The 22,257-nt window shown below is 71.4% G+C and carries 21 protein-coding genes and 1 pseudogene; 9 read left to right on the forward strand and 13 right to left on the reverse strand.

All coding sequences use genetic code 11. The features are described from left to right. A partial coding sequence (locus tag ITP53_RS30330; protein WP_195898878.1) for a cytochrome P450 occupies nt 1-196 on the forward strand: 196 nt, incomplete at its 5' end. Between the two features lie 7 nt (nt 197-203). On the opposite strand, the gene ITP53_RS30335 is transcribed toward ITP53_RS30330, so the two are convergent. Together ITP53_RS30335 and ITP53_RS30340 are read right to left on the reverse strand one after the other, a co-directional pair. Then, nucleotides 204-1,625: an FAD-dependent oxidoreductase gene (locus tag ITP53_RS30335; RefSeq protein WP_195898879.1), complete on the reverse strand. Its 1,422-nt coding sequence runs from the start codon at nt 1,623-1,625 to the stop codon at nt 204-206. A gap of 14 nt (nt 1,626-1,639) precedes the next feature. Then, nucleotides 1,640-2,896: an MFS transporter gene (locus tag ITP53_RS30340; protein WP_195898880.1), complete on the reverse strand. Its 1,257-nt coding sequence runs from the start codon at nt 2,894-2,896 to the stop codon at nt 1,640-1,642. A gap of 101 nt (nt 2,897-2,997) precedes the next feature. Between ITP53_RS30340 and ITP53_RS30345 the strand changes: the two genes are divergently transcribed. The 5 genes from ITP53_RS30345 to ITP53_RS30365 all read left to right on the forward strand — a co-directional run bounded on the left by ITP53_RS30345 (nt 2,998) and on the right by ITP53_RS30365 (nt 7,126). Further along, nucleotides 2,998-3,861, forward strand: coding sequence for a LysR family transcriptional regulator (locus tag ITP53_RS30345; RefSeq protein ID WP_195898881.1), 864 nt, complete (start codon nt 2,998-3,000; stop codon nt 3,859-3,861). A 95-nt stretch (nt 3,862-3,956) separates the two neighbouring features. Beyond that, nucleotides 3,957-4,370 carry a TOBE domain-containing protein gene (locus ITP53_RS30350; protein ID WP_195898882.1) on the forward strand — a complete coding sequence of 138 codons (414 nt, stop codon included), beginning with the start codon at nt 3,957-3,959 and terminating at the stop codon, nt 4,368-4,370. 11 nt (nt 4,371-4,381) lie between these two features. Next, complete coding sequence (gene modA / locus ITP53_RS30355; RefSeq protein WP_195898883.1) at nt 4,382-5,170, forward strand: molybdate ABC transporter substrate-binding protein; 789 nt, start codon at nt 4,382-4,384, stop codon at nt 5,168-5,170. Nucleotides 5,171-5,336: 166 nt separating this feature from the next. Continuing rightward, nucleotides 5,337-6,098, forward strand: coding sequence for a molybdate ABC transporter permease subunit (gene modB / locus ITP53_RS30360; RefSeq protein ID WP_195898908.1), 762 nt, complete (start codon nt 5,337-5,339; stop codon nt 6,096-6,098). Next, on the forward strand, nt 6,095-7,126 hold the full coding sequence (locus tag ITP53_RS30365; RefSeq protein ID WP_195898884.1) for an ABC transporter ATP-binding protein: 1,032 nt from the start codon (nt 6,095-6,097) through the stop codon (nt 7,124-7,126). Before modB ends, ITP53_RS30365 begins: the two co-directional genes overlap by 4 nt. A gap of 99 nt (nt 7,127-7,225) precedes the next feature. Here ITP53_RS30365 and ITP53_RS30370 read toward each other — a convergent pair whose 3' ends face one another. From ITP53_RS30370 to ITP53_RS30395, 6 genes and pseudogenes are all read right to left on the reverse strand, one after another. Beyond that, complete coding sequence (locus ITP53_RS30370; protein WP_195898885.1) at nt 7,226-8,263, reverse strand: LacI family DNA-binding transcriptional regulator; 1,038 nt, start codon at nt 8,261-8,263, stop codon at nt 7,226-7,228. A gap of 29 nt (nt 8,264-8,292) precedes the next feature. Beyond that, complete coding sequence (locus ITP53_RS30375) at nt 8,293-9,411, reverse strand: mandelate racemase/muconate lactonizing enzyme family protein (RefSeq protein ID WP_195898886.1); 1,119 nt, start codon at nt 9,409-9,411, stop codon at nt 8,293-8,295. Further along, on the reverse strand, nt 9,408-10,313 hold the full coding sequence (locus ITP53_RS59495; RefSeq protein WP_268961184.1) for an MFS transporter: 906 nt from the start codon (nt 10,311-10,313) through the stop codon (nt 9,408-9,410). Before ITP53_RS59495 ends, ITP53_RS30375 begins: the two co-directional genes overlap by 4 nt. A 73-nt stretch (nt 10,314-10,386) precedes the next feature. Beyond that, nucleotides 10,387-10,746, reverse strand: a pseudogene (locus tag ITP53_RS61300) (MFS transporter); the annotation flags it as partial. Next, nucleotides 10,743-11,867, reverse strand: a complete 1,125-nt coding sequence (locus tag ITP53_RS30390) for a mandelate racemase/muconate lactonizing enzyme family protein (protein WP_195898888.1) — start codon at nt 11,865-11,867, stop codon at nt 10,743-10,745. The gene ITP53_RS30390 and the pseudogene ITP53_RS61300, both read right to left, overlap by 4 nt. Nucleotides 11,868-12,017: 150 nt before the next feature. After that, complete coding sequence (locus ITP53_RS30395; RefSeq protein WP_236051338.1) at nt 12,018-13,454, reverse strand: serine/threonine-protein kinase; 1,437 nt, start codon at nt 13,452-13,454, stop codon at nt 12,018-12,020. 179 nt (nt 13,455-13,633) lie between these two features. On the opposite strand from ITP53_RS30395, the gene ITP53_RS30400 reads away from it, so the two are divergent. Continuing rightward, complete coding sequence (locus ITP53_RS30400) at nt 13,634-14,548, forward strand: cobalamin-binding protein (RefSeq protein WP_195898889.1); 915 nt, start codon at nt 13,634-13,636, stop codon at nt 14,546-14,548. Nucleotides 14,549-14,622: 74 nt separating this feature from the next. After that, nucleotides 14,623-14,775 (forward strand): hypothetical protein, encoded by a 153-nt coding sequence (locus ITP53_RS30405; RefSeq protein WP_195898890.1) that lies wholly within the window; start codon nt 14,623-14,625, stop codon nt 14,773-14,775. Between the two features lie 9 nt (nt 14,776-14,784). Here the strand turns inward: ITP53_RS30405 and asnB are convergent, their stop codons facing one another. From asnB to hisD, 4 genes are all read right to left on the reverse strand, one after another. Continuing rightward, nucleotides 14,785-16,317, reverse strand: a complete 1,533-nt coding sequence (gene asnB, locus ITP53_RS30410) for an asparagine synthase (glutamine-hydrolyzing) (RefSeq protein ID WP_195898891.1) — start codon at nt 16,315-16,317, stop codon at nt 14,785-14,787. Nucleotides 16,318-16,393: 76 nt separating this feature from the next. Then, a complete protein-coding gene (locus ITP53_RS30415) occupies nt 16,394-17,740 on the reverse strand; it encodes an MFS transporter (protein WP_195898892.1) in 1,347 nt (448 codons plus the stop codon). 29 nt (nt 17,741-17,769) lie between these two features. After that, nucleotides 17,770-18,807 carry a phosphotriesterase family protein gene (locus ITP53_RS30420; protein WP_195898893.1) on the reverse strand — a complete coding sequence of 346 codons (1,038 nt, stop codon included), beginning with the start codon at nt 18,805-18,807 and terminating at the stop codon, nt 17,770-17,772. Nucleotides 18,808-18,822: 15 nt separating this feature from the next. Further along, entirely contained in the window at nt 18,823-20,112 is a 1,290-nt protein-coding gene (hisD, locus tag ITP53_RS30425) for a histidinol dehydrogenase (RefSeq protein ID WP_195898894.1), read from the reverse strand. Between the two features lie 118 nt (nt 20,113-20,230). Between hisD and ITP53_RS30430 the strand changes: the two genes are divergently transcribed. Beyond that, nucleotides 20,231-21,211: a LysR family transcriptional regulator gene (locus ITP53_RS30430; RefSeq protein WP_456238107.1), complete on the forward strand. Its 981-nt coding sequence runs from the start codon at nt 20,231-20,233 to the stop codon at nt 21,209-21,211. On the opposite strand, the gene ITP53_RS30435 is transcribed toward ITP53_RS30430, so the two are convergent. Then, nucleotides 21,196-22,131: a sulfotransferase gene (locus tag ITP53_RS30435; protein WP_195898895.1), complete on the reverse strand. Its 936-nt coding sequence runs from the start codon at nt 22,129-22,131 to the stop codon at nt 21,196-21,198. The two genes, ITP53_RS30430 and ITP53_RS30435, sit on opposite strands and share 16 nt — an antisense overlap. Nucleotides 22,132-22,257: the final 126 nt, after the last annotated feature.

Raw genomic sequence — 22,257 nt, forward strand, 5'->3', positions numbered from 1 at the left:
CGACCCCAACCCGCATCTGGCCTTCGGCCGCGGCATCCACTTCTGCCTGGGCGCGCCGCTGGCCCGGCTGGAAGGACGGGTCGCGCTGGACATCCTGCTCGATCGGGTCAGTGCGCTGCGCACCGATCCGGACGACCCGGTGGAGTTCATGCCCACACCGAGCATGACGGGACTACGCCGCCTCCCGCTGGCCTAGCCGCCGATCAGGCCGGGTCGAGGACGCGTACGGAATCGGGGGCGGGCTGGTCGATGTGCTCGCCGCGTTCGAGCAGGGCGCCCTGTTCGCGGAGCGTCGCGCGTACCTGGTCGGGGTCCAGGTCGTGGGTGTCGCGCTCGCCCTTCGCGGCGAGCGCGGCGATCACGCCGGCGGCGTGCCCGGTCACCATGCACACGGCCTGCCCCCTGATCGAGCCCGCCGCCTCGTGCGTGGCCGAGATCGGGCGCCCGCCCACCACCAGGCGGGACACCCCCTCTGGAAGCAGGCAGCGCATCGGGATGCCGAACGAGCGGCGGATCGGCCGCAGGACCGAGCCGCCCCGTCGCGCGTCCACGTCGTGCACGTCCAGCGGGTACGCCCCGCGCCCGACCTGGTCGGCGAAGTCGCGCCCCGACAACACGTCGTCCTGCTCCAGCACGTAACCGCCGCGCACGTGCCTGGTCTCGCGGATGCCGACCTGGTACGGCGTGGACACGATGTGCGCCTCCTCGAACCCGGGCACGTAACCGCGCAGGAACGCGACCACCTGGAGCATCTGCAGCGACGTCTCCACCTCGGCGCGGGTGAGGTCGTCGGGGTCGGTGCCGTCGACCCCGTGCGTACGCGTGACGTTGACGCCCACGTCGTGGCGGCCGGGCAGGGTGTAGAGGCCTAGCCGATAGCGGGGGATGGTCCAGTCGCCGGCCGCCCGCGCCCGCTTGATGAGCGCCCCGAACGCCTCGATGGTCGCGCCTGGCGTGGCCCGCAGGCGCTCCACGTCGTACCGGCCGCCGGTCCACCCCTTGGGCGGTTCGAGGTCGTCGGGGTGGTGGCGCAGGTAGTCCCAGACGGCCTCCATGTTCACCCCGCCGACGCGGAAGATGCGGCTGGCCGGCTGGGTACGCCGGTCCGACGCCCGGCCCACGGTGAAGCCGGCTCCCGCCGAGGCCGCCAGGTCGGCGTCGCCCGTACAGTCGACGAGCACCCGCGCGCCGGCGAACTCGATCCCGCGCTTGGTGACCACCCGCACCCCCGCCGGCCCGTCGGGGCCCTGGACGACGTCGAGCGTGGTGGTGTGCAGCAGCAGCTCGACACCCGCGCCGACGGCCAGGTCGAGCAGGTGCAGCTTCAGCACCTCGGGATCCTGGGCCAGGACCGAGCCGAACTGCGGGTCGGTGCTCGCCGCGGTGGCGCCGCCGGCCGGGCGCAGCCGTTCGACCAGCTCGCGGCCGATGCCGCCGAGCGCCCAGTAGCCCTCGCCGTCGGCCGCTCCCAGCAGGTTCATGCCCAGCGCCAGCGCGCCGCCGAGGGTGCCGTACCGCTCCACCAGGAGGGTACGCGCACCGGTGCGGGCGGCCGCGATCGCGGCGACCGCGCCGGCGGTGCCGCCACCGGCCACGGCCACGTCGTAGGTGTCCCTGACGTACATGAGTGTCCCTTCCTTCAGTTGTGTACGGCGGTCGGCTGAGTCGCCATGGCGCGGCCGAGCGCGCGGCGCGGCAGGTCGAAGCCGATGACCGCGATGCAGGCGAGGGTCCAGAAGGCGGTGAGCACGCCGATGGCGGAACCGAGCCCGATCACTCCCGCCAGCGCGCCGCCCCAGACGGGGGACAGGCCGCCGGCGATGGAGCCGAGGTTGTAGGTGGTGCCGAGCCCGGAGGCCCGGAGGGTGGGGTCGAAGTGGTCGGCGATGTACTTGGGCAGCAGCCCGGTGATCCCCAGGCTGGTGAACTCGACGAGGAAGAGGCTCACTGCCAGCACCACGCTGCCCGCCGTGGTCACCGCGAACGTGGTGGCGACGAAGACCAGCGACAGGGCCATGACCCAGATCAGCGCCCGGCGGGTGCCGATCCGGTCGCCGAGGAATCCGGAGGCCCAGTAGCCGAACAGCGCGCCCAGGCTCGCCACGAACATCAGGGTGCCGGTCGCGCCCTCGTCGTACCCGGTGGACTTCAGGTAGGTCGGCATCAGCGACAGGATCGGCCAGGTCGTCGCGAAGTTGGCGAACATCAGGCCGAACAGCGCGGCGGCCACCGGCAGCCAGCGGCGCGACAGCAACTGGAAGAAGGAGACCTTCGGGGCCTCGTCGCGGTCGGCGGCCGAGCGCCACTCCTCCGGCTCGGCCACGCCGAAGCGGATGTAGATGGTCAGCAGGGCGGGAGCGATGCCCACGAAGAACAGGCCCCGCCAGCCGAAGGCGGTGACGATCGGCGCGTACACGGCCGCCGCCAGCAGGCCGCCCGCCGCCCAGCCGGAGACCAGGAAGCCGCTGGCCTTGTTGCGGACGCGTTCGGGCCAGCTCTCCAGCAGCAGGGTGCTGCCCGCGGCGTACTCGCCCGCCATGCCGATCCCGACGACCAGCCTGAAAATCATCAGGGACCAGAAGTCCCAGGACAGGCCGCACAGGAAGGTGGCGAAGGAGTAGAGCAGGACGGATGCGATCATCGCGGTCTTGCGCCCGAAGCGGTCGGCGAAGCTGCCGATGAACGCGCCGCCGAGCCAGCGCGTCGCGAACGTCGCCAGGACCAGGGTCCCGGCGGTCGTGAGGCTCACCTCGAACTCGGTCGCGATGTCCGTCAGCACGTACGTGATCAGGATGAAGTCGAACCCGTCGAGCGTCCAGCCGAGCCAGCTGCCCGCCAGGGCGTGCCAGTGTTGCCGGGAGAGTTGCCGATACCAGGGAGAAGCCGGAGCGGACATCGGCTCACCTCCTGAAATGAGAGGTCGTGACGCACATCACGGTAGGAGCCTGAGGTGATGCGGTCCAATGTGAATAAAGAGGTATGCGATACGTTTCGCGTATGACGTCCGAGGTTGATCTCCGGCTCATCAGGTCGTTCCTCGCGGTGGCGGAGGAGTCGCACGTCGGGCGCGCGGCCGAGCGCCTGCACGTCAGCCAGCCCACGCTCAGCCGTCAGGTGCAGGCGCTGGAGGCGCAGGTGGGAGCGGTTCTGCTGATCCGCGGGCCGCACGGCGTGTCGCTCACGGAGGCAGGCAGGGAGCTGATGGTCGAGGGTGAGCGGCTGCTCGCCCAGAGCGGCCGGGCGCTCGACCGGGCCAGGCGCGCCGCCCGCGGCGACCTCGGCCACCTGTCCGTGGGCTTCGTCGGCTCGGCGCTGGACGCGGTGGTGAGCCTGCTGGGCGAGATGCGGCTGCGGCACGTGGGAGTCGCCTTCACCCTCACCGAGCGGCCGTTCCGCGAGCAGACCGCCGGGCTGGCCACAGGGGAGGACGACGTCGCGTTCGTCCGCGACGAGAACGCGGCCGACAGCGCCTGGCGGCTGGTCGAGCTGCTGCGCGAGGACATGTGCCTGGTGGTGCCTGCCACGCACCCGATGGCGGAGCGGGTACGCGTCACGCGCAAGGAGCTGCTGGCCATGGCCGGCGAGCCGTTCCTGTCGACGCGGCGGTGGATGTCGCTCAAGGGCTTCGAGCCGCGTTCGATGGACGAGGTGGCCAGCACCGTGGCCACGCTGCGGCTGGTCGAGGCCGAGGTCGGCGTCTCGCTCATGCCGGCCCGCTACCGCTCGCAGGCCGGCCCTGGCGTGCGGTTCGTGCCGGTGGCCGGGCACACCAGCTCGCTGCAGCTCGCGTTGCCGCACCGGCCCCAGTCGGCGGTCACGCGGCTGTTCATCGGGCTGGTCGCCGAACGCTTCCCGCCTTGATCGGCGGATGCCATGGCATGGTGGTCGATCGTGCCGCTGTTGCGGTGGAATTCCGGTCTTCATGTTGGCATGTGCGAAGGGTAGGGTGAGAGCTTGTGACGACGTTCCGGATCAGCGAGGCCGCCGCGTTGCTCGGGGTCAGCTCCGACACCGTCCGCCGCTGGGTGGACGCGGGCCGGCTGGCGGCCGAGCGCGACGAGCACGGCCATCGGCGGGTGCGGGGCGCGGAGCTGGCGGCGTTCGCCCGGTCCCAAGTCGAGACGCTCGACGACGCCGGCCGCTCCTCGGCGCGTAACCGCTTTCGCGGGATCGTGACCGAGGTGCTCAGGGATTCGGTGATGGCGCAGGTGGAGATCGCCACAGGGCCGTTCCGCGTGGTGTCGCTGATGAGCCGCCAGGCCGCCGACGAGCTCGGCCTGGAGGTGGGGGTGGTGGCGGTCGCCGTGATCAAGTCCACCAACGTCGTGGTCGAGATTCCCGGTCACGAGCGCGTGGCCGGCGCCTTGTGAGGAGACCATAGGTGTTTCTTTCCCGATGGGTGATCGCCCTGCCGGTCGCGCTCGCGGTCGCCGGGCTGTCCGGATGCGGCTCCGTGGCACCGGCCGGCTCCTCCGCGTCCTCCGCGCCCGCCGGCGGGGCGAATGAGGTGACGGTGTTCGCGGCCGCGTCTCTGACCGGGACGTTCACCGAGCTCGGCAAGCTCTTCGAAGCCGCCCATCCTGGCACGACGGTGCGGTTCAACTTCGGTTCCAGCGCCACGCTGGCCCAGCAGATCGTCCAGGGGGCGCCCGCCGACGTGTTCGCCGCCGCCAGCCCGGCCACGATGAAGACCGTCACCGACGCCTCGCCGGCAGGCGCACCGCGGACCTTCGTCCGTAACAAGCTGCAGATCGCCGTGCCGAAGGACAACCCGGCCGGGGTGGACGAGCTGAAGGACCTCACCGACGCCAAGGTGAAGGTCGCGCTGTGCGCCGAGCAGGTGCCGTGCGGCGCGGCGGCGGTCAAGGCGCTGAACGCGGCCGGGCTGAAGGTCACGCCGGTCACCCTGGAGCAGGACGTCAAGGCCACCCTGACCAAGGTCCGGCTGGGCGAGGTGGACGCCGCCCTGGTCTACAGGACCGACGTGATCGCCTCGGCCGGGCAGGTGCGGGGCATCGCCTTCCCCGAGGCGGACCAGGCGATCAACGACTACCCGATCGCCACCCTGGCCCAGGCGCCCGCCGGCGACCTGGCCGGGCAGTTCGTCGACCTGGTGCGCTCGCCGCAGGGCATGGACGTGCTGACCAAGGCGGGGTTCGAGGCGCCTTGAGCTCGCGTGCCGACCAGGGAGGCGCCTTGAGGTCGCGCACCGACCAGGGAGGCGCCTTGAGGTCGGGTGCTGACGGGGTGGGGGTCGAGGGGCCTTGAGGGCGCGTGCTGACCAGGGAGGGGCCTTGAGGTCGCGTGCCGGTCTGTCCCGTGGGCGGCTGCCGTGGATGCTGGTGCTGCCCGCGGTGCTCGGCCTGGCGTTCCTGGTGTTGCCGCTGGCCGGGCTGCTGATCAGGGCGCCCTGGCCGACGCTGCTCACCCGGCTCGCCCAGCCGCAGGTGCTGGAGGCGTTGCGGCTGTCGCTGGTGTGCGCCACCGTGGCCACGGCCGTGTGCCTGCTGTTCGGCGTGCCGCTGGCCTGGCTGCTGGCCAGGGTGTCGTTTCCCGGCCGGCGGATGGTCCGGGCCCTGGTGACCGTGCCGCTGGTGCTGCCACCGGTGGTGGGTGGCGTCGCGCTGCTGCTCGTGCTGGGGCGGCGCGGGCTGATCGGGGAGTGGCTGGACACGACGTTCGGGATCACACTGCCGTTCACCACGGCCGGGGTCGTCATCGCCGAGGCGTTCGTGGCGATGCCGTTCCTGGTGATCAGCGTCGAGGGGGCGCTGCGGGGCGCGGACCAGCGGTTCGAGGAGGCCGCCGCCACGCTCGGCGCTTCGCGGTGGACGGTGTTCCGCCGGGTCACACTGCCGCTCATCATGCCGGGCGTGGTGGCGGGGGCGGTGTTGTGCTGGGCGCGGGCGCTGGGCGAGTTCGGCGCGACGATCACCTTCGCGGGCAACTTCCCCGGCACGACCCGTACGATGCCGCTGGCCGTCTATCTCGCGCTGGAGACCGAGCCTGAGGCGGCCATCGTGCTCAGCCTCGTGCTGCTCGCCGTATCCGTGATCATCCTGGCGAGCCTGCGCGATCGGTGGGTGAACTCGCCATGACGCTCCACGCTCACCTGGTCGTCACCCGGCCCGCCTTCACCCTCGACATCGCTCTGAAGGTGGCCCCGGGCGAGGTCGTCGCGCTGCTCGGCCCCAACGGCGCGGGCAAGACCACCGCGCTGCGCGCTCTGGCCGGGCTCACCGCCGTGTCCGGCGGCCAGATCACTCTGGACGGCCGGCCGTTGCACACCCTGCCCGCCGAGCGCCGCCCGATCGGCATGGTCTTCCAGGACTATCTGCTCTTCCCGCATCTGTCGGCCCTGGACAACGTGGCCTTCGGACCGCGCTGCCAGGGCGTCTCCAAGGCCGAAGCCCGCCGTACGGCCGCCGCGCTGCTCGACCGCGTCGGGCTCGCCGATAGGGCGGCGGCCAGGCCAGGCCGGCTGTCCGGCGGTCAGGCCCAGCGGGTGGCGCTCGCCCGCGCCCTGGCCGTACGTCCCCGCCTGCTCCTGCTCGACGAGCCGCTGGCCGCGCTGGACGCGCACACCCGCCTGGAGATCCGCTCCCGGCTACGCCGCCACCTGGCCGACTTCGACGGCGCCACCGTGCTGGTCACCCACGATCCGCTCGACGCCATGGTGCTGGCCGACCGGCTGATCGTCATCGAGGATGGCGCCATCGTCCAGCAGGGCACCCCCGCCGACGTGGCCCGCAACCCCCGCACCGAGTACGTCGCCCGCCTGGTCGGACTCAACCTGTATCGCGGCCCGGCCGACGGGGCCCGGGTCAAGATCGGCGAGTTGCTCTTCAGCACCTCAGAACACCTGGAGGGGCCCGCGTTCGTCGCGTTCCCGCCCGCCGCGGTGGCGCTCTACCGCACCCGCCCCGACGGCAGCCCGCGCAACCTCTGGCAGGCCCGCATCGAGGGCATCGAACGGCACGGCGACAACGTACGCGTCCACCTCGACGGCCCGATCACCGCCTTCGCCGACATCACCCCGGCCGCCCTCGCCGACCTCGACCTGACCCCAGGCCAGTCGATCTGGGCATCGGTCAAGGCCACCGAGACCCACGCCTACCCCGCGTGACTCCCCGGCTACGGTTGGATGGTGCGCTTCCACCATGCGTCCGGAGCCGATGGCGGCCGCGCCGGGGACGGCCAGGCCGGTCTCGCGCCCCGGCGATCCTCAGGCCACGGGGTGGATGCTGTCGCCGGGATCGAAGGACGTCGGCAACCGCAGGTCCTTCAGCGTCCCGCCGCCTTCCAGGCAGTCGACGAGCATCCGCGCCGACTCCTGCCCCAGCCGGTACGGGTCCCGGCGCACGATGGCGATCCGCGGCCGGAAGAACCGCAGCAGCGGCACCTCGTCGCAGGTCACCAGCGAGACGTCCGGCGTACCCGCCGCCTCCATGGCGCCCAGCACGCTGCCGAGCATCTGGTTGTTGCCTGCGATGAAGGCGGTGGGTGCGTCGGGACCCTTGAGAAGGTCGAGCAGCCCTTCCGGCGCCAGAGCGGTGAAGCCGGCGGTCGAGCGGACCGTGCAGCGGACACCGAGCGACTCGGCCGTCCCGGTGGCCGCCTCGATGCGCTCGCGCCCGGGGCGCAGGGTGGCGAGCCCGGCGACCAGCGCGATGTGCCGGTGCCCGGCCGCGTGCAGCGCCCGCACCGCGCCGGAGATGCCGGTGCGGTGGTCGGAGCAGACCGAGCCGATGCCGGTGGTCAGCCGGATCTCCCTGTCGATCGCCACCATCGGCCCGTCGAAGCCCTCGAGCGCGGCCAGCAGCTTCGGGTCGCGCTCGGTCGTCACGGACAGCAGCAGGCCGTCGACCCGCCGCTGCTCCAGCATCCGCAGGTTGTGCAGCTCGCGCTCGGGCTCGCCCATGGAGTTGCTGAGCAGCAGGGAGTAGCCGCGCTCGCCGAGCACGGCCTCCGCGCCCAGCGCGATCTGCGCGAACAGCGGGTTGGAGATGTCGCCGATGGCGAACCCGACCGTACGGGTGGCGCCGCGCCTGAGCATCTGCCCGAGCACGTTGGGCCGGTAGCCGAGCTCGTCGACGACCGCCATGACCCGGTCGCGCGTGGCCCTGCTGACGTCGGGGTGGCCGGACAGCACGCGTGACACCGTGGAGACCGCGACCCCCGCCCGCTGCGCCACGTCGCGGAGGTTGGCGCGGCCGCCTGGCTCGGCGGCCGGCCTCGACTCGCCGCCCAAGGCTTTCCCCATCTCCGCTTCGAATCGTTACCGGAGCAATCCTATGCGTCGAGGCGGTGCCGGTTGATGTAGTCCCAGTCGAGCTCCCAGCCGAAGCCCGGTCCCGTCGGCAGTTCCAGGTGCCCGTCCACGAGCCGCGGCCGGTTGCCCACGATGGACCACCAGAACGGGTCGCGGTCCGGGTGGAAGCACTCGGCGAACGTGCCGTGCGGCACGCTCGCGATCAGGTGCGTGCTGACCTGCGGCTCCTCGTGGTGTCCCATCTCCACGTCGTACGTGGTCGCCACCGCGGCCGTACGACGCCAGGCCGTCGGCCCGCCGGACCAGGAGGCGTCGAAGTTGCACACGTCGATCGAGCCGGTCTCCATCAGGTCCCTGCAGCCGCTGGGAGTGAGCTCGGTCTGCCCGGCGGCGACGGGGATGCCGCCGATGCTCCGTACGTCCCGCAGCCCGCGCCGGTCGTTGTGCCAGCGCACCGGCTCCTCGAACCAGCGGATGCCGAGGTCCCTGACCCGGTTGCACAGATCGACCGCCTCCGGGACGGTGTATCCCTGGTTGGCGTCGATGCACAGCACGAAGTCCGGGCCCGCGGCCTCGCGCGCGGCGGCCACCCGCTCGGCGTCGACGGCGGGGGAGCGGCCGCCGACCTTGAACTTCATCCCGGCCAGTCCGAGCTCGTCGCGGTAGTAGGCGATCTCCTCCGCGATCGGACCGAGGGGCTCGCCGTAGTAACCGCCGATCGCGGTCATCGGCACCCGGTCGCGGGCACCGCCCCACAGGCGCCACAGCGGCTGCCCGAGCGCCTTGCCGACCGCGTCCCAGACCGCGGAGTCCACGCCGGCGAGCGCGACGAGCCCGATCCGCCGGTCGCGCAGGATGTCGAACGTGGCCGGGTACATGGCCGCCCAGCATTTCTCGGTGGCCATGGCGTCCATGCCGGTGACGACGGGCGCGATCTCGTTCTGGATCAAGGCCAGGATCTCGGCGGCGGTGGCGTCCTCGTCGCCGACGTACGCCTCCCCGACGATCCCCTGGTCGGTGGTCAGCCGTACGACGATGGTCGCCCGGTGGGTCATGTGGTAGAAACTGCCCTTGAACTCCCGCGCCAGCGGGGCCCTGATGGGGATCGCCTCGATGTCGATGATCTTCAATGGCGTCATGCGCGTACGGTCGCCTCCTTGGTCGTCTTGGGGAACATCTCGACGCCTCTGGTCTCGGGTCCGAGCGCGACCGAGACGACCGTGATCAGGCCGAGCACCACGATGTAGAGCACCACCCAGTGCGGCTCCCCACCGCCCAGCGCCAGGAGCGAGACCGAGATCATCGGCGCGAGCCCGCCGGAGAGCGGCGCGAAGCCCTCACGGGCCAGGGCGAAGCCGCTGTAGCGGGTGCTCGGCGGGAACATCTCGGCGTACCAGGCGGCCTGGGCCGAGGTCATCATGATCTTGGCGATCGACGAGGCGAAGATGATCGACAGCCAGATCCACAGCGTGCTGCCGGTGTCCAGCAGCAGGAAGAACGGATAGGCGAACAGCGCAGACAGCACGCCGCCGAGGATGTACACCGGTTTGCGCCCGATCCGGTCCGACAGCGCCGCGAAGGCGGGAATGGTGACGAACTGGACCGCCGAGGCGATCAGCAGGCCGGTCAGCACCATCTGCTCCGGCAGGCCCACCTGCTCGGTGACGTACACGATGATCAGCGACTCGAAGATGTAGGCCATCGACTTGTCGCCCATCTGCGCGCCCCACGCGCAGAACAGGTTGCGCGGCGTGCGCTTGAACACCTCGACGACCGGCCGCCTGACCTGCAGCCCCGACTTCTTGACCTCCTGGAAGACGGGCGTCTCGTGCAGCCGCAGCCGCATCACCAGACCGACCCCGACCCCCACGATGCTGAGCAGGAACGGCACCCGCCAGCCCCACGTCAGCATGTCCTCCTCCGGCAGCCCGGACACCATCGCGTAGACGCCGTTGGACATGATCAGCCCGGCCGCCACGCCGGTGTACGGGAGCGCGGAGTACAGCCCGCGGCGGCGCTTCGGCGCGGTCTCGGCCAGCATCAGCACCGCGCCCGCCGTACTCCGCTCCGGCGCCGAAGCCCTGCACGGCGCGCAGCAGCGACAGCAGCACCGCGCCCCAGACCCCGATCGAGGCGTACGTCGGCAGCACCCCGATCAGCGTGGACGCCACGCCCATCAGGACGAGCGTGATGATCAGGACGTTCTTCCTGCCGATCCGGTCGCCGAAGTGCCCGAAGAACGCCCCGCCCAGGGGGCGCACCAGGAAGCCGACGGCGAACGTGGCGAACGAGCTGATCGTCCCCGTCGTCTTGTCGAACTGCGGGAAGAACAGCTCCGCGAACACCACCGAGGACGCGATGGAGAACAGGTAGTAGTCGTACCACTCGACCGCCGTGCCGATGATGCTGGAGAGCAGCACGCGGCGCAGCTCAGGACGGCTCAGCTCACGCGGGGCGGCCGCCGGCGCGCTCATTGGACCAGGCCGTTCTCGTCGTACGTCACGGCGTACTTGCGGATGAAGTCCTCGTCGAGGTCCCAGCCCAGGCCCGGCCGCTCGCTCAGCCTGATGACGCCGCCGGTCAGGTCGGGCTTGTTGGCGATCAGACCGTGCCAGATGGGGTCGCGGTCGACGTGCATCGTGTCGGCGAAGGTGCCGTTGGGGATCGCCGAGAGCAGGTGGGCGCCGATGTGTGCCTCCTCGTGGTGGCTCATCGTCACGTCGAAGGTCAGCGCCATCGCCGCGACCCGCAGCCACTCGGTCGGCCCGCCGGACCAGGAGCCGTCGAAATTGCAGAAGTCGATCGCCCCGGCGACCATCAGGTCCCGGCAGCCTCCGGCGGAGAACTCGCTCTGTCCCGCGCAGACGCGGGCACCCGACCGGTAACGGACGTCCCGCATCCCCCGGTGGTCGTTGTCCCAGCGTACGGGCTCCTCGAAGTAAAAAAGGCCGTGGTCCTCGACCAGCCGGGCGAACCTGATCGCCTGCTCCGGGTTCCAGCCCTGGTTGGCGTCGGCGATGAGCACGAAGTCGTCGCCGACCGCCTTGCGCGCCTCGATGAACCGGGCCGCGTCCTCCTCCGGGCTCAGGCCGCCGACCTTGAACTTCATGCCGTGCACGCCCGCGTCCTTGGCCCGCCGCAACTCGGCGTCGATGCCGCCTGGCTCGTCGTAGTAGCCGCCGGTCCAGATCATCGGGATCTCGTTGCGGAAGCCGCCCCACACCCGCCAGAGCGGCTGGCCGTAGCACTTGCCGATCGCGTCCCACAGCGCGGTGTCCACGCACGCCTGGGCGACCAGGCCGATGCGCCGGTCGCGGAGGATGTTGAAGGTCACCGGCCGCATGAGCTGCCAGACGCGCTGAACCTGCAGGGCGTCCTCGCCCTGGATCCGCGGCAGGATCTCGTCGTGGACGGCCCGCTCGATCGCGGCATTGGTGTCGTCCTCGTCGCCGACGAAGGCCTCGCCCACGATGCCGTTGTCCAGGTGGACCCGGGTGACGATCGTCGACCGGTGGGTCATCGAGTAGTAGCTGCCCCGGTAGACGCGCCCCAGCGGCACGCGTAGCGGGATGGTCTCGATTCTCTCGATCCGCATGGACGCCTCAGCTCCTCTATTCCTGGAAACGTTTGCGGGAACGTTTCCAGCAGATTACGAACTGCTTTTACGCGTTGTCAACCATGCGTGTGAGCTTTGGGTCCGCGCCGCCGCGGCGCTTCGCGCAGAAGGCCGCGGGGCGGGCCTCGTCTAGCCCTGAGAGAGGGCGACGATCAGAGAGAGGAGCGCGACGGGGCCCATCACGGCCACCGTCACCACGGTCGCGCTGTGGCCGGGCAGGAGGCGGGCGAGCGTACGCGTGGCGGCCTGACGGACCGCGCCCGCGCCGGGCAGCACGAAGAGTCCCAGCGTGAAGACGCCCGCGGCGAGGGACTCCGCCTGGTCGCCGGTCAGCCGGTCGGCCCAGTGCAGCAGGCTCGCGGCGACGATGCCGACGGCCAGCGAAAGCAGCACGTGGCCCGCGGTCACGAGCGCCGTCTTGGGCGCCGTTCGCCGGTGCTCGCCGAAGAGGTGTTCGCCGACGCGCAGCGCCAGGGAGAGCACGGCGGCGAACATCCCCACGATGACCGGCATGACCACGGTCAGCGCCACCAGCGTGACGAGCAGCAGCACCCCGACGAACCCGCTGCTCGCCAGGAACGGCTGACGTTCCGCGGGCTCAGGTTCCGGCGCGGACGGGCGGCCCGCCACCCGCTGGTCGGTACGCGGCGCCGGGGCAGGCGGTTGTTCTTTGCGCCTCCGGGCGTACTTGACCGGTGGCAGCAGTTCGGAGATGGTGTCCATGGTCAGCGTGCGGGTGACGGGCTTCCTGCCGCCGCCCGGATCGAGCGCCCTGGCCATCCGCAGCAACTCCCGCGCGCTGGGCCGGGCCGCCGGGTCCACCTGCAGCGCCCGCGACAACCAGGCTCGCAACCACGCCGGAGCCCGGTCGATCTGCGCCCGGCCTTCCATGGTGTTGTAGCAGACCGCCTCGAACGTTCCGGTGCCGAACGGCGGCGACCCCGTCGCGGCGAAGAACACCGTCGAGGCCAGCGCGTGCACGTCGGCCGCCTGGGTGATCTGCGATTCACGGATGATCTCCGGTGCCAGATACCCCGGCGTCCCGACGAACATCCCCGACCGCGTCAGTCTGACCGCGTCGACCAGATGCGCGATCCCGAAGTCGATGACCAGCGCCTCCCCGTCGACCAGCATGACGTTGGACGGCTTGAGGTCCCGGTGGATCACGCCGGCCGCGTGCACGGCCACCAGCGCCTGGCACAGCCCCTGGGCGAGCTTGACGACCTCGCGCGGGCCCAGCGCGCCGTCGGCCAGCACGGTGTCCTCCAGTGTGCGGCCAGGTGCGAACCTGGTCACGACGTACGGCTGCTCGCCCGCCAACTCGGCGTCGATCACCTCGGCCACGTTCGGGCTGCGTACCCGCCGCATGGTCTCCACCTCGCGGACCAGCCGGTCGCGGGCCTTGAGGTCGGCCGCCACGTGCGGGTGCAGCACCTTGATCGCGACCTCGCGGCCCTCGCCGTCGACACCGAGGTGGACGACCCCCATGCCACCCTCGCCGATCTTCCTGACCACTCGATAAGGGCCGAGATGCTCCTGCGTCCGAGCGCCCATCCCCAACGTCATCCTCCGAATCTCCCTCAGCACGCCGGGCTCCGTGCCCACTGGCCCGGCGGTCCTTTTCGCGACATGCCCCCGAGACGCACAGTAAGCGAAGATCTGCGCAGGCGCGGCGCCGAGAGCGAAACCGTCAGCGCCGCGGCGCCGCCTCCGCCGGGCTGTGAGACGCCGTCTAAGGTCGCGGTATGCGCATCCTGTCGTTGCTCCCCGCCGCCACCGATATCGTCGCCGAGCTGGGCCTGGGCGGTGACCTGGTCGGCCGAACCCATGAGTGCGACTGGCCGGCCGACCTGGTGGCGTCCGTGCCGGTGGTCACGGCGGCCGAGTTCTCGGCCGACCGGATGAGCAGCAGGGAGATCTCCGACGCGGTCGGAGGGGCCGCCCACCAGGGCTCGTCCCTCTACACGCTCGACGTGGAGCGGCTGGCGGAGCTCGCCCCCGACGTGGTGCTGACCCAGGACCTGTGCGACGTGTGCGCGGTCTCCTACACCGGCGTCTCGGCGGCGGTCCGCCTGCTCGACGCCGGGCCGCGGGTGATCAGCCTGGAGCCGCGCACGCTTCCCGACGTGCTGGGCTGCGTCGAGCGGGTGGGCGAGGTGCTGGGCGTGCCCGAGGTGGCGGCCCGGCGGGTCCGCGAGCTGGAAGAACGGCTGGAGACGGTACGCGAGCTGGTCGCGGACCGGCCGCGCCCGCGCGTGGCGGCGATCGAGTGGCTGGACCCGCTCTGGCCCGCCGGTCACTGGGTGCCGGAACAGATCCGGTGCGCGGGCGGCGAGCCGCTGCTCGCCGAGGCCGGGGAGCACACCTCGCCCATCGGGTGGGAGAGGGTCCGCGAGTCGCGGCCCGACGTGATCCTGCTGCTGCCCTGCGGCTTCCCGCCGGAGCGCACGGAGTCGGAGTGGCGGGAGCTGACCCGGCTGCCTGGCTGGGCCGAGCTGCCCGCCGTACGCGCCGGGGCGGTGTGGGTGCTCGACGGGCCCGCCTACTTCAACCGGCCGGGGCCGAGGGTGGTCAGAGGGGCCGAGGTGCTGGCCCACGTCCTGCACGGCGTACGCGCCGGTGACCAGGTCACCCCGGCGGAGGCCCACCGTGTCGGCTGAGCGGCCGGAATAGGACGGGGGAGGGCGCTGTTCGAAGCCGGCAAGTTTAACTTTCAACTTCTGGCAGGAACATCATGGAAATCGCCTTCATGCTCGTGATGAGCGTCATCGTCGGCAGCGCCCTCACCGGTGCGGTGGCCGCCCTCGTGCTGAGCGGCATCAGGGACCGGCAGTGGCCGGTGCACCTGGTGCGGCGCGTCGTCTACCGCGGCTTCCTGCCCCGCTGACCACTTCTCTCATGCCGTGGCGAAGCGGGTGAGCACCGCCTCGGGGCGGACGAAGGGCAGGGCGTGCCGGAAGACCCGGTAGTAGGCCAGCTCCTCCTTGGTACGCAGCTCGAAGTCGCACTCGCCGCGCGCCGCGGAGAGCTCCTCGTCGCTGACCCGCCGCTCGAAGTGCCCCGTGAGCAGGTCCTGGGCTCCGCTGCCCGTACCGAACTGGGCTTTGCGCCGCCACAGGAGCCGGTCGGGCAGCCGGCCCGCGAACGCCCGGCGCAGGTGGCCCTTCTCCATGCCGCCGGACTCCAGCGCCTTCAGCTCGGGCGGCAGGGACATGGCATGGGCGATGACGTCCGCGTCGAGGAAGGGGACGCGGGCCTCCAGGCCGTGCGCCATCGTCACGCGGTCGCAACGCTGGAGGTTGAGGCCGTGCAGGTGCTCCAGGGTACGCACCAGCTCCGCCTCCAGCTCACCGGGCCCCGCGTGCTCACGGTGGTAGTAGTCGTAGCCGGCGAACAGTTCGTCGGCGCCCTCGCCGGTCAGCACCGCCTTGACGTGCCGCGAGGCGAGCTCGGACAGGAACCAGTTCGGTACGGCGCTGCGGATGAGGCTGGCGTCGAAGGACTCGACGGAGGCCACCACCTCGTCCAGGGCGAAGACGGCCTCCTCGGCGTCGAAGACGGCCTCGTGGTGCTCGGTGCCGAGGAACTCCGCCACCTCGCGTGCCGCCAGCAGGTCGGGGGAGTCCGCGGTGCCGACCGCGAAGGTCTTCAGCCGCCTGCCCTGCGCGGCGTAGTCCGCGGCGGCGATCGCGGCGACCAGACTGGAGTCGAGGCCGCCGGAGAGGAAGACGCCCACGTCGACGTCGGCCATCAGGTGCCGGACGACCGAGTCGACCAGCACGTCACGGGTGGCCTTCTCGGCCTCCTCGGCCGTCACGCCCTCCCACACGCCGGAGCCGGTCCGCGGCACGGCGTCGGCGAATCGTACGAGGCCCTCCTGCGGCGTCCAGTAGCAGCCGGGCGGGAACGACTCCGCGGCGGCCTGCACGGCCAGCGGGAAGGCCCGCAGCTCGGAGGCGAAGTGGATGCCGTCACCATCGTCAGCCCAGTACAGCGGCTTGATGCCGAGCCGGTCGCGGGCCGCGACGAAACGCCCGCCGGGGGCGGCGGCGCACAACGCCCACATGCCCTGGAGCCGGTCGAGCGCGCCAGGCCCGTACGACCGCAGGAGCGCGAGGGCGGCCTCGCTGTCGGAGGCGGTGGCGAACTGCTCCTCGCCGAGGCTTTCGCGGATGTGCGTGTGGTTGTAGATCTCGCCGTTGCAGACCAGGGACCAGCCGTCGGGCGAGCCCAGGGGCTGGCGGCCGCCGGCGAGGTCGACGATGGACAGCCGCGTGTGGCCGAGCCAGGCGTGGCGGCCGACGAGCCAGTGGTCGCTGTCGTCCGGGCCGCGGTGGGTGATGCGCGAGAGCATCCCGTCGCCCGCGGCGCTGACGGACAGCGGATCGGTCTCTGGTCGGTCGCGATAGATAGCTGCGATGCCACACATGGGATCCAACCGTACGCTGTGCGATATATCCGGACAAAAGCGGTCATGGGTTTTATGGTGGCCCTTACTCCTACCTCTACCCCTGCGTCGCCGTCGCAGGCCCGGCGTGTGACCGCGCGCTCGCGGCCCCGATCTGTTGCTCGACGCGTGTCTCCGGGGTCGTCACCGCCACCGCGAGCGCCCCGAGGGCCACCACGACGAGGTAGTAGCCAGGGGACACGGGGGTGCCGGTGACGTCGACCAGCCACGTGCCGACGAACGGCGCCGTACCACCGAAGAGCGCGAAGGCCAGGTTGTAGCTGATGGCGGCTCCCGTGACACGGGTGGCGGCGGGGAGCAACTCGACGAAGAAGGTGTAGCTGCCGCCCCCGTACGTGCACAGCGCCGCGGCGAGCAGCAGTTGCCCGATCGCCGCGGAGCCGAAGGATCCGCTGGTGACCAGGAGGAACGCGGGCACGCTGACCACCGCGACCGCCGCCGCGCCGATGACCAGCATCGGCTTGCGGCCGAACCTGTCGGAGAGCCGCCCGCCGATCGGCAGCAGCACGGAGAACGAGAGCAGCGCGACGGCGTTGGCCGCGAGGGACTCCAGCAGGCTCAGCTTGACGACCGTCTGGAGGTAGGTGACGAAGTAGCCGACGAGGACGTAGAAGCCGAGGCCGGACAGGGCCATGACGGCGAAGATCTGGCCGAGCCTGGTCCAGTTGCCGCGCAGGGAGCCGCGTACGGGACTGGCCTCGATCGCGTTCTTCCGCCGCAGCTCCTGGAACACCGGGCTCTCCTCGGTGCGCCTGCGGATGTAGATGCCGACCAGGGAGAGCGGCAGGGCGACGAGGAACGGGACGCGCCACCCCCACGAGGCGTAGGCCGCGTCGGACATCGCGCCGGTGACTCCCATGATGAGCACGAGCGCGACCACGGACGTCGCGGCGGAGGCGGCGACCGTGACGCCGATCCAGGTGGCGCGGCGCTGGAAGGGGGCGTGTTCGAGCACGAACGACGGCGCCCCGACCGCCTCGCCGCCCGCCGAGAACCCCTGGACCAGCCGGCACAACACGAGCAGGATGGGCGCGATGACCCCGGCGGCGGCGTGCGTGGGCAGCAGGCCGATCAGCGCCGTCGAGACGCCCATGCAGATGAGCGTGGCGTACAGGACGGCCCGGCGGCCCACGCGGTCGGCGAGCGCGCCGAAGAACACCCCGCCAAGGGGCCGGGCGACGAACGCGACGCCGTACACGGCGAAGGCCGACAGCAGGCTCGCCACCGGGTCGTCGCCGGGGAAGAACGCGTCGGCGACGGCCACGGCCGAGAAGCCGTAGATCGCGAAGTCGTAGAACTCGACGAACTGGCCCGTGCTCGCCCCGAGCAGCACCCGCCGCTGCGCGGCGCTCGTGCCACCGGGACTGATGAAGTCGCTGATCATGGAGGGGGTGGATCCTTTCGGCCTGGCGGTCAGCCCGGGAAGGCGAGCGCGCGAGCAGGGTTGGCCACGGTGATCTGCGCGATCTGGACGTCGTTGATCGCCTTGCGCCGCATCAGCGGCAGGACGTGCTCGAGGATGTGGGTGTAGCCCTCGCCGCCGTAACGCGTGAGGTTGGTCTTGTGACAGATGTCCTGGGAGATGAGGACCTGGGACGCGAAGCCGCCCTCGATCAGATCCACGATGTAGTCGACGCGGGTCGCGTCGTTGGGCATGTCGATCGGCGCCAGGGAGTAGTAGCTGGACTCCTGCCCGAACAGGTCGAACTCGACATAGCACCCGGTGCCCGCGATGGCGCGCATCTCCAGCGCGGAGAAGACGGTGCGCTCGACGTGGCTCATGATGACCCGCGACGGGTCGACACCCTCCCCGATCACCAGATCCAGCGCCTGGCCTGGGGAGCGCGGGTCGCGGCCTGGATGGATCATCAGGGCCGCGCCGGTCTCCTTCTGCGCCGCGCAGGCGGCCCGCAGCACCTTCTCCTCCTCGCGGTGCGGCGGGTGGCTGAGCCCGATCTCACCGATGACGCCCGACCTGATCGACGTGCCGCCCACGCCGTGCCTGAGGTCGGCGACGATCTCCTCGGCGAGGTCGTCCCGGTCCCTGGTCGCCACGTCGGCGGGGTGGTAGTCGCGGTAGTAGAAGCCGGAGCCCATGACGACGTGGACGCCGCTACGCCTGGAGACCTCGGCCAGCCCGGCGGGGTCGCGGCCGAGCCCGATGCTGGTGGCGTCCACGACCGTGCCGCCGCCCGCCTCGGCATACCTTCGCAACTCGGCCACGGCGACGTCGGGGCTGTCGAGGCGGAGGTCCTCGGAGGTGTGGTCACGGCGTACGCGGTAGTGGTTGTCCAGGGTGATCGGGGCGTTGTCGAGGGCCCGCTCGCCGACCGTGGCGCGCGGTGACAGCGGCCTGGACAGGTCGGAGAGCAGGTGCTCATGGGGCTGTGTGTGCCCCAGAGCCGCCGGGTCGACGTCGCCGAGAACGGTGCGGACGATGGACTGCGACACGGGTCCTCCCGTGGATCATGCCCAGGCCGGGCGCTGTCCCGGAGGCTGGGCCCGCAGGTCGCCCGAGCGCGCGTGGCCCTCGAAGCGCTCCGCGCGGGCGGCACGCCCGCACAGCTCGCCGAGATACGCGCTGGCGGCGTCTGTGGTCACCTCCTGGTACGTGACGGTCTTGAGGTACATCCCGACCCACAGCCCGCCGGTGTAGCGGGCGGCCTGCCTGGTCGGAAGCACATGGTTGGTGCCGATGACCTTGTCGCCGAAGGAGACGCAGGTCCGCTCGCCGAGGAACAGCGCCCCGTAGTTCCTGAGCCGGTCCAGGGCCAGGCGCGGGTTCTGGGTCAGCACCTGTACGTGCTCGCTGGCGAACTCGTCCGACACGGCGAACGCCTCGTCCAGGCCGTCGACCACGATGACCTGACCGTGATCCCGCCAGGCGGGACCGGCGACGTCGCGGGTGGGCAGCTTCGCCAGCTGCTCGTCCACCTCGCGCAACGTCGCCTCGGCGAGGCCGCCGGAGGTGGTGACGAGGATCGCGGGGGAGTCCGGGCCGTGCTCGGCCTGGCTCAGCAGGTCCACCGCGACCACGAAGGGGTCGGCGCTCTCGTCGGCCACGATCAGCACCTCGGTCGGGCCCGCGAACAGGTCGATGCCCACCTCCCCGAACAGCTGGCGCTTCGCCTCGGCCACGTACGCGTTGCCGGGACCGACGAGCATGTCCACCCGCTCGATCGACTCGGTCCCCAGAGCCAGCGCGGCCACCGCCTGCGCGCCGCCGAGCAGGTAGATCTCGTCGGCGCCGGCCAGGTGGATAGCGGCGATCGTGGCATCGGGGAGCTCACCGCCGCCCGCCGGCGTGCAGGCCGCCACCCTTCGCACTCCGGCGACCTTGGCGGGCACGATCGTCATGTGCGCGGAGGCGAGCAGGGGGTAACGTCCGCCCGGCACGTACGCGCCGACCGACCCGACGGGAATGCTCCGCTGCCCGAGCAGCACCCCCGGCTGCATCTCCTCCTCGAAGTCGTGGAGTGAGGCCCGCTGCCGCACGGCGAACCCGCGAACGTTCTCCTGCACCTCGCGGATGTCGGCGAGGGTCTGCCGGTCCACGCGGCTCAGCGACTCCTCGATCTGCCGCTCGCTCAGCCGGAAGTCGGCGGGCGCCCACCGGTCGAGCCGCGCGGAATGGTCGCGGACCGCCGCGTCACCCCGCTTCCTGACGTCGGCGATGATCTCGGCGACCACCGTACGGGGTTCCGACCGCGATTCCGCGGGCGCCGTCCCCTGCGCGGCTTTGACGATCCTGCGCATGTGTCTCCTTGCCCCAGCAGGACTTCGCGAAAAGCCATACGGGCTGGTCAGAGGCCATTTTCAGGGAGCATAGGCGACACCATGCCATGGCACAATAGGGGCAAATCCAGTCGAATCGATAGGGTTTCCCTATGACGTTGCAGCAACTGCAGGCGTTCCTGGAGGCGAGGAAGGGCGGCTCGTTCACCGCGGCGGCACGGATTCTCGGGCTGACCAGCCGTCGGTCTCGGAGCTGGTGCGCCGGCTGGAGGACGAGCTCGGCATGGAGCTGTTCCGCCGCGCGGGCCGGGGGCTGGTCAGCACGCCCGCGGGCGACGAGCTGGCTCCCTTCGCCGAGCAGGCGCTGGCCGCGGCCGAGCTGGGCGTCACGGCCGTACACGCGCTCCGCGACCTCGACGGCGGCACCGCGACCTTCGGCCTGCTGCGCAACGCGGAGTTCTACGCGCTGTCGGAGCTGGCCCTGCACTTCCACCGGCGCCATCCCCGCGTGCGGGTCCGCCTGGTGGGTCAGAACTCCGCCGAGACCGCCGCGGCCGTCCAGAGTGGTGACATCGAGGCCGGACTGGTCGCGCTGCCCGTGGACCAGCAGAACCTGTCCGTGACCCCGCTGGTGCGCGACGAGGTCGTGTACATCACCGCGGACCGCGCCCGCGCCCGCTCACCGCGCACCATCACCGACGTGGCGACCGCCCCCATGATCCTGTACGACGCCCACTACGGCGACAACGACCCGGCCAGGCGGCAACTCAGCACGCGGGCCCGGCTGGCCGGCGTCACCGTCGAGCCGCTCATCGAGGTCGAACATCTCGCCTCGGCCCTGGCCCTGGTGCGCGCAGGCGTGGGCGACACCTTCGCCTGCCGGGCCGCCGTCGCCAGCGACACGTTCCCCGGCGGGCTACACGTGGTCTCCTTCGCCGAGCCGATGTACGACACGATCGCCCTCGTCACCCGGCGCGGCCACACCCTCTCCCCGGCCACGCGCGAGCTCGCCCGCTTCGCCCAGCAGACCCTCCTGGACCACCAGCGCGGCCCGGCCGGCACGGCGCAGATCATCCCCGCGGCCGAGATCCGGCAGCCTCGGAGTCAGCGGAGCGGGTAGCCGTAGCGGAGCATGCCCGGGGCGGTGAAGGCGGTGATGATGCGGCGGCGGGCCGGGCGCATCGCCGTCCGCCACTCCTCGTCCGCCCTGAGCGGCACCACACCCGTACGGATGCGCATCGGGTTGCCCGCCACGCTGTGATCGGCGGGCAGGTCGATCGTGCCGTCGCCGAGGAACGGCGTCTCGGGCGACGGCAGCCCGGCGAACTCCAGGACCCTGGACAGCTCCTGGCGGGGCCGGGCGATGAAGTCCTCGTACCGCATGAGCGTCCACGGGGTGCTGGTCAGGCGGAAGGACTCGATGGCGGCGTTGAAGGCCAGCCACTCGGAGGCGGTCTGCGCCGGTGAGTGGGTGGCCATCAGGCGTCCGCCCTTGTCGGCGCGCCTGACCTGGCGGGACCAGGAGTGGACGACGCCGTGCGGGCCGCGTACGAGCTGGACGATGCGCAGGTCGACGCCGGGCACGCGGCGCAGCAGCAGCGCCGAGGTGGGGAACTTGGAGGAGTCCACGATCACCGAGCTCCCGCTGACCTCGGCGATCCCCCGGTAGACCGTGGCCATGGTCTCGGCGTACTGGTGGACGCGCCGCCCGAAGGCGCCCGTGTTGCCGGGCAGCACGTGGCGCGGAACGTGCCTGATGCGCATGACCGAGTGGTGGAGCCTGGCCATCTCGGCGGCGTCCACGTTCCGCCAGCCGCCGAAGGCGGCCTCGCCGACCTCCTGCCAGAACGCGCAGCGGGCGAACTTCCTGTTGCACCCGCAGCGCTGGTTCTTCGTCACGCCCTGGGTCCAGAGGTAGCGCAGCTCGCCCACACAGGACGCCCCGTCGACCGCGCCCAGCGCGCGGGATATCAGGGTGCTGCCTGATCGGCCGTGACCTCCGACGAACAGGATGCGGACGGGCTGCTGTGCCACGCTCATGGCCGGGTGCCCGAGGTCGGCGCGGCGGCAGGAGGGACGGCTGGGGAAGATGTGAATGGGGTCATCAAACCATTACCGTACGGTCCCATGACCCCTGACCGAAACCGATTCCCGAAACAAAGTATG

The sequence above is a fragment of the Nonomuraea cypriaca genome, from assembly GCF_015645445.1.
GTDB lineage: Bacteria > Actinomycetota > Actinomycetes > Streptosporangiales > Streptosporangiaceae > Nonomuraea > Nonomuraea cypriaca.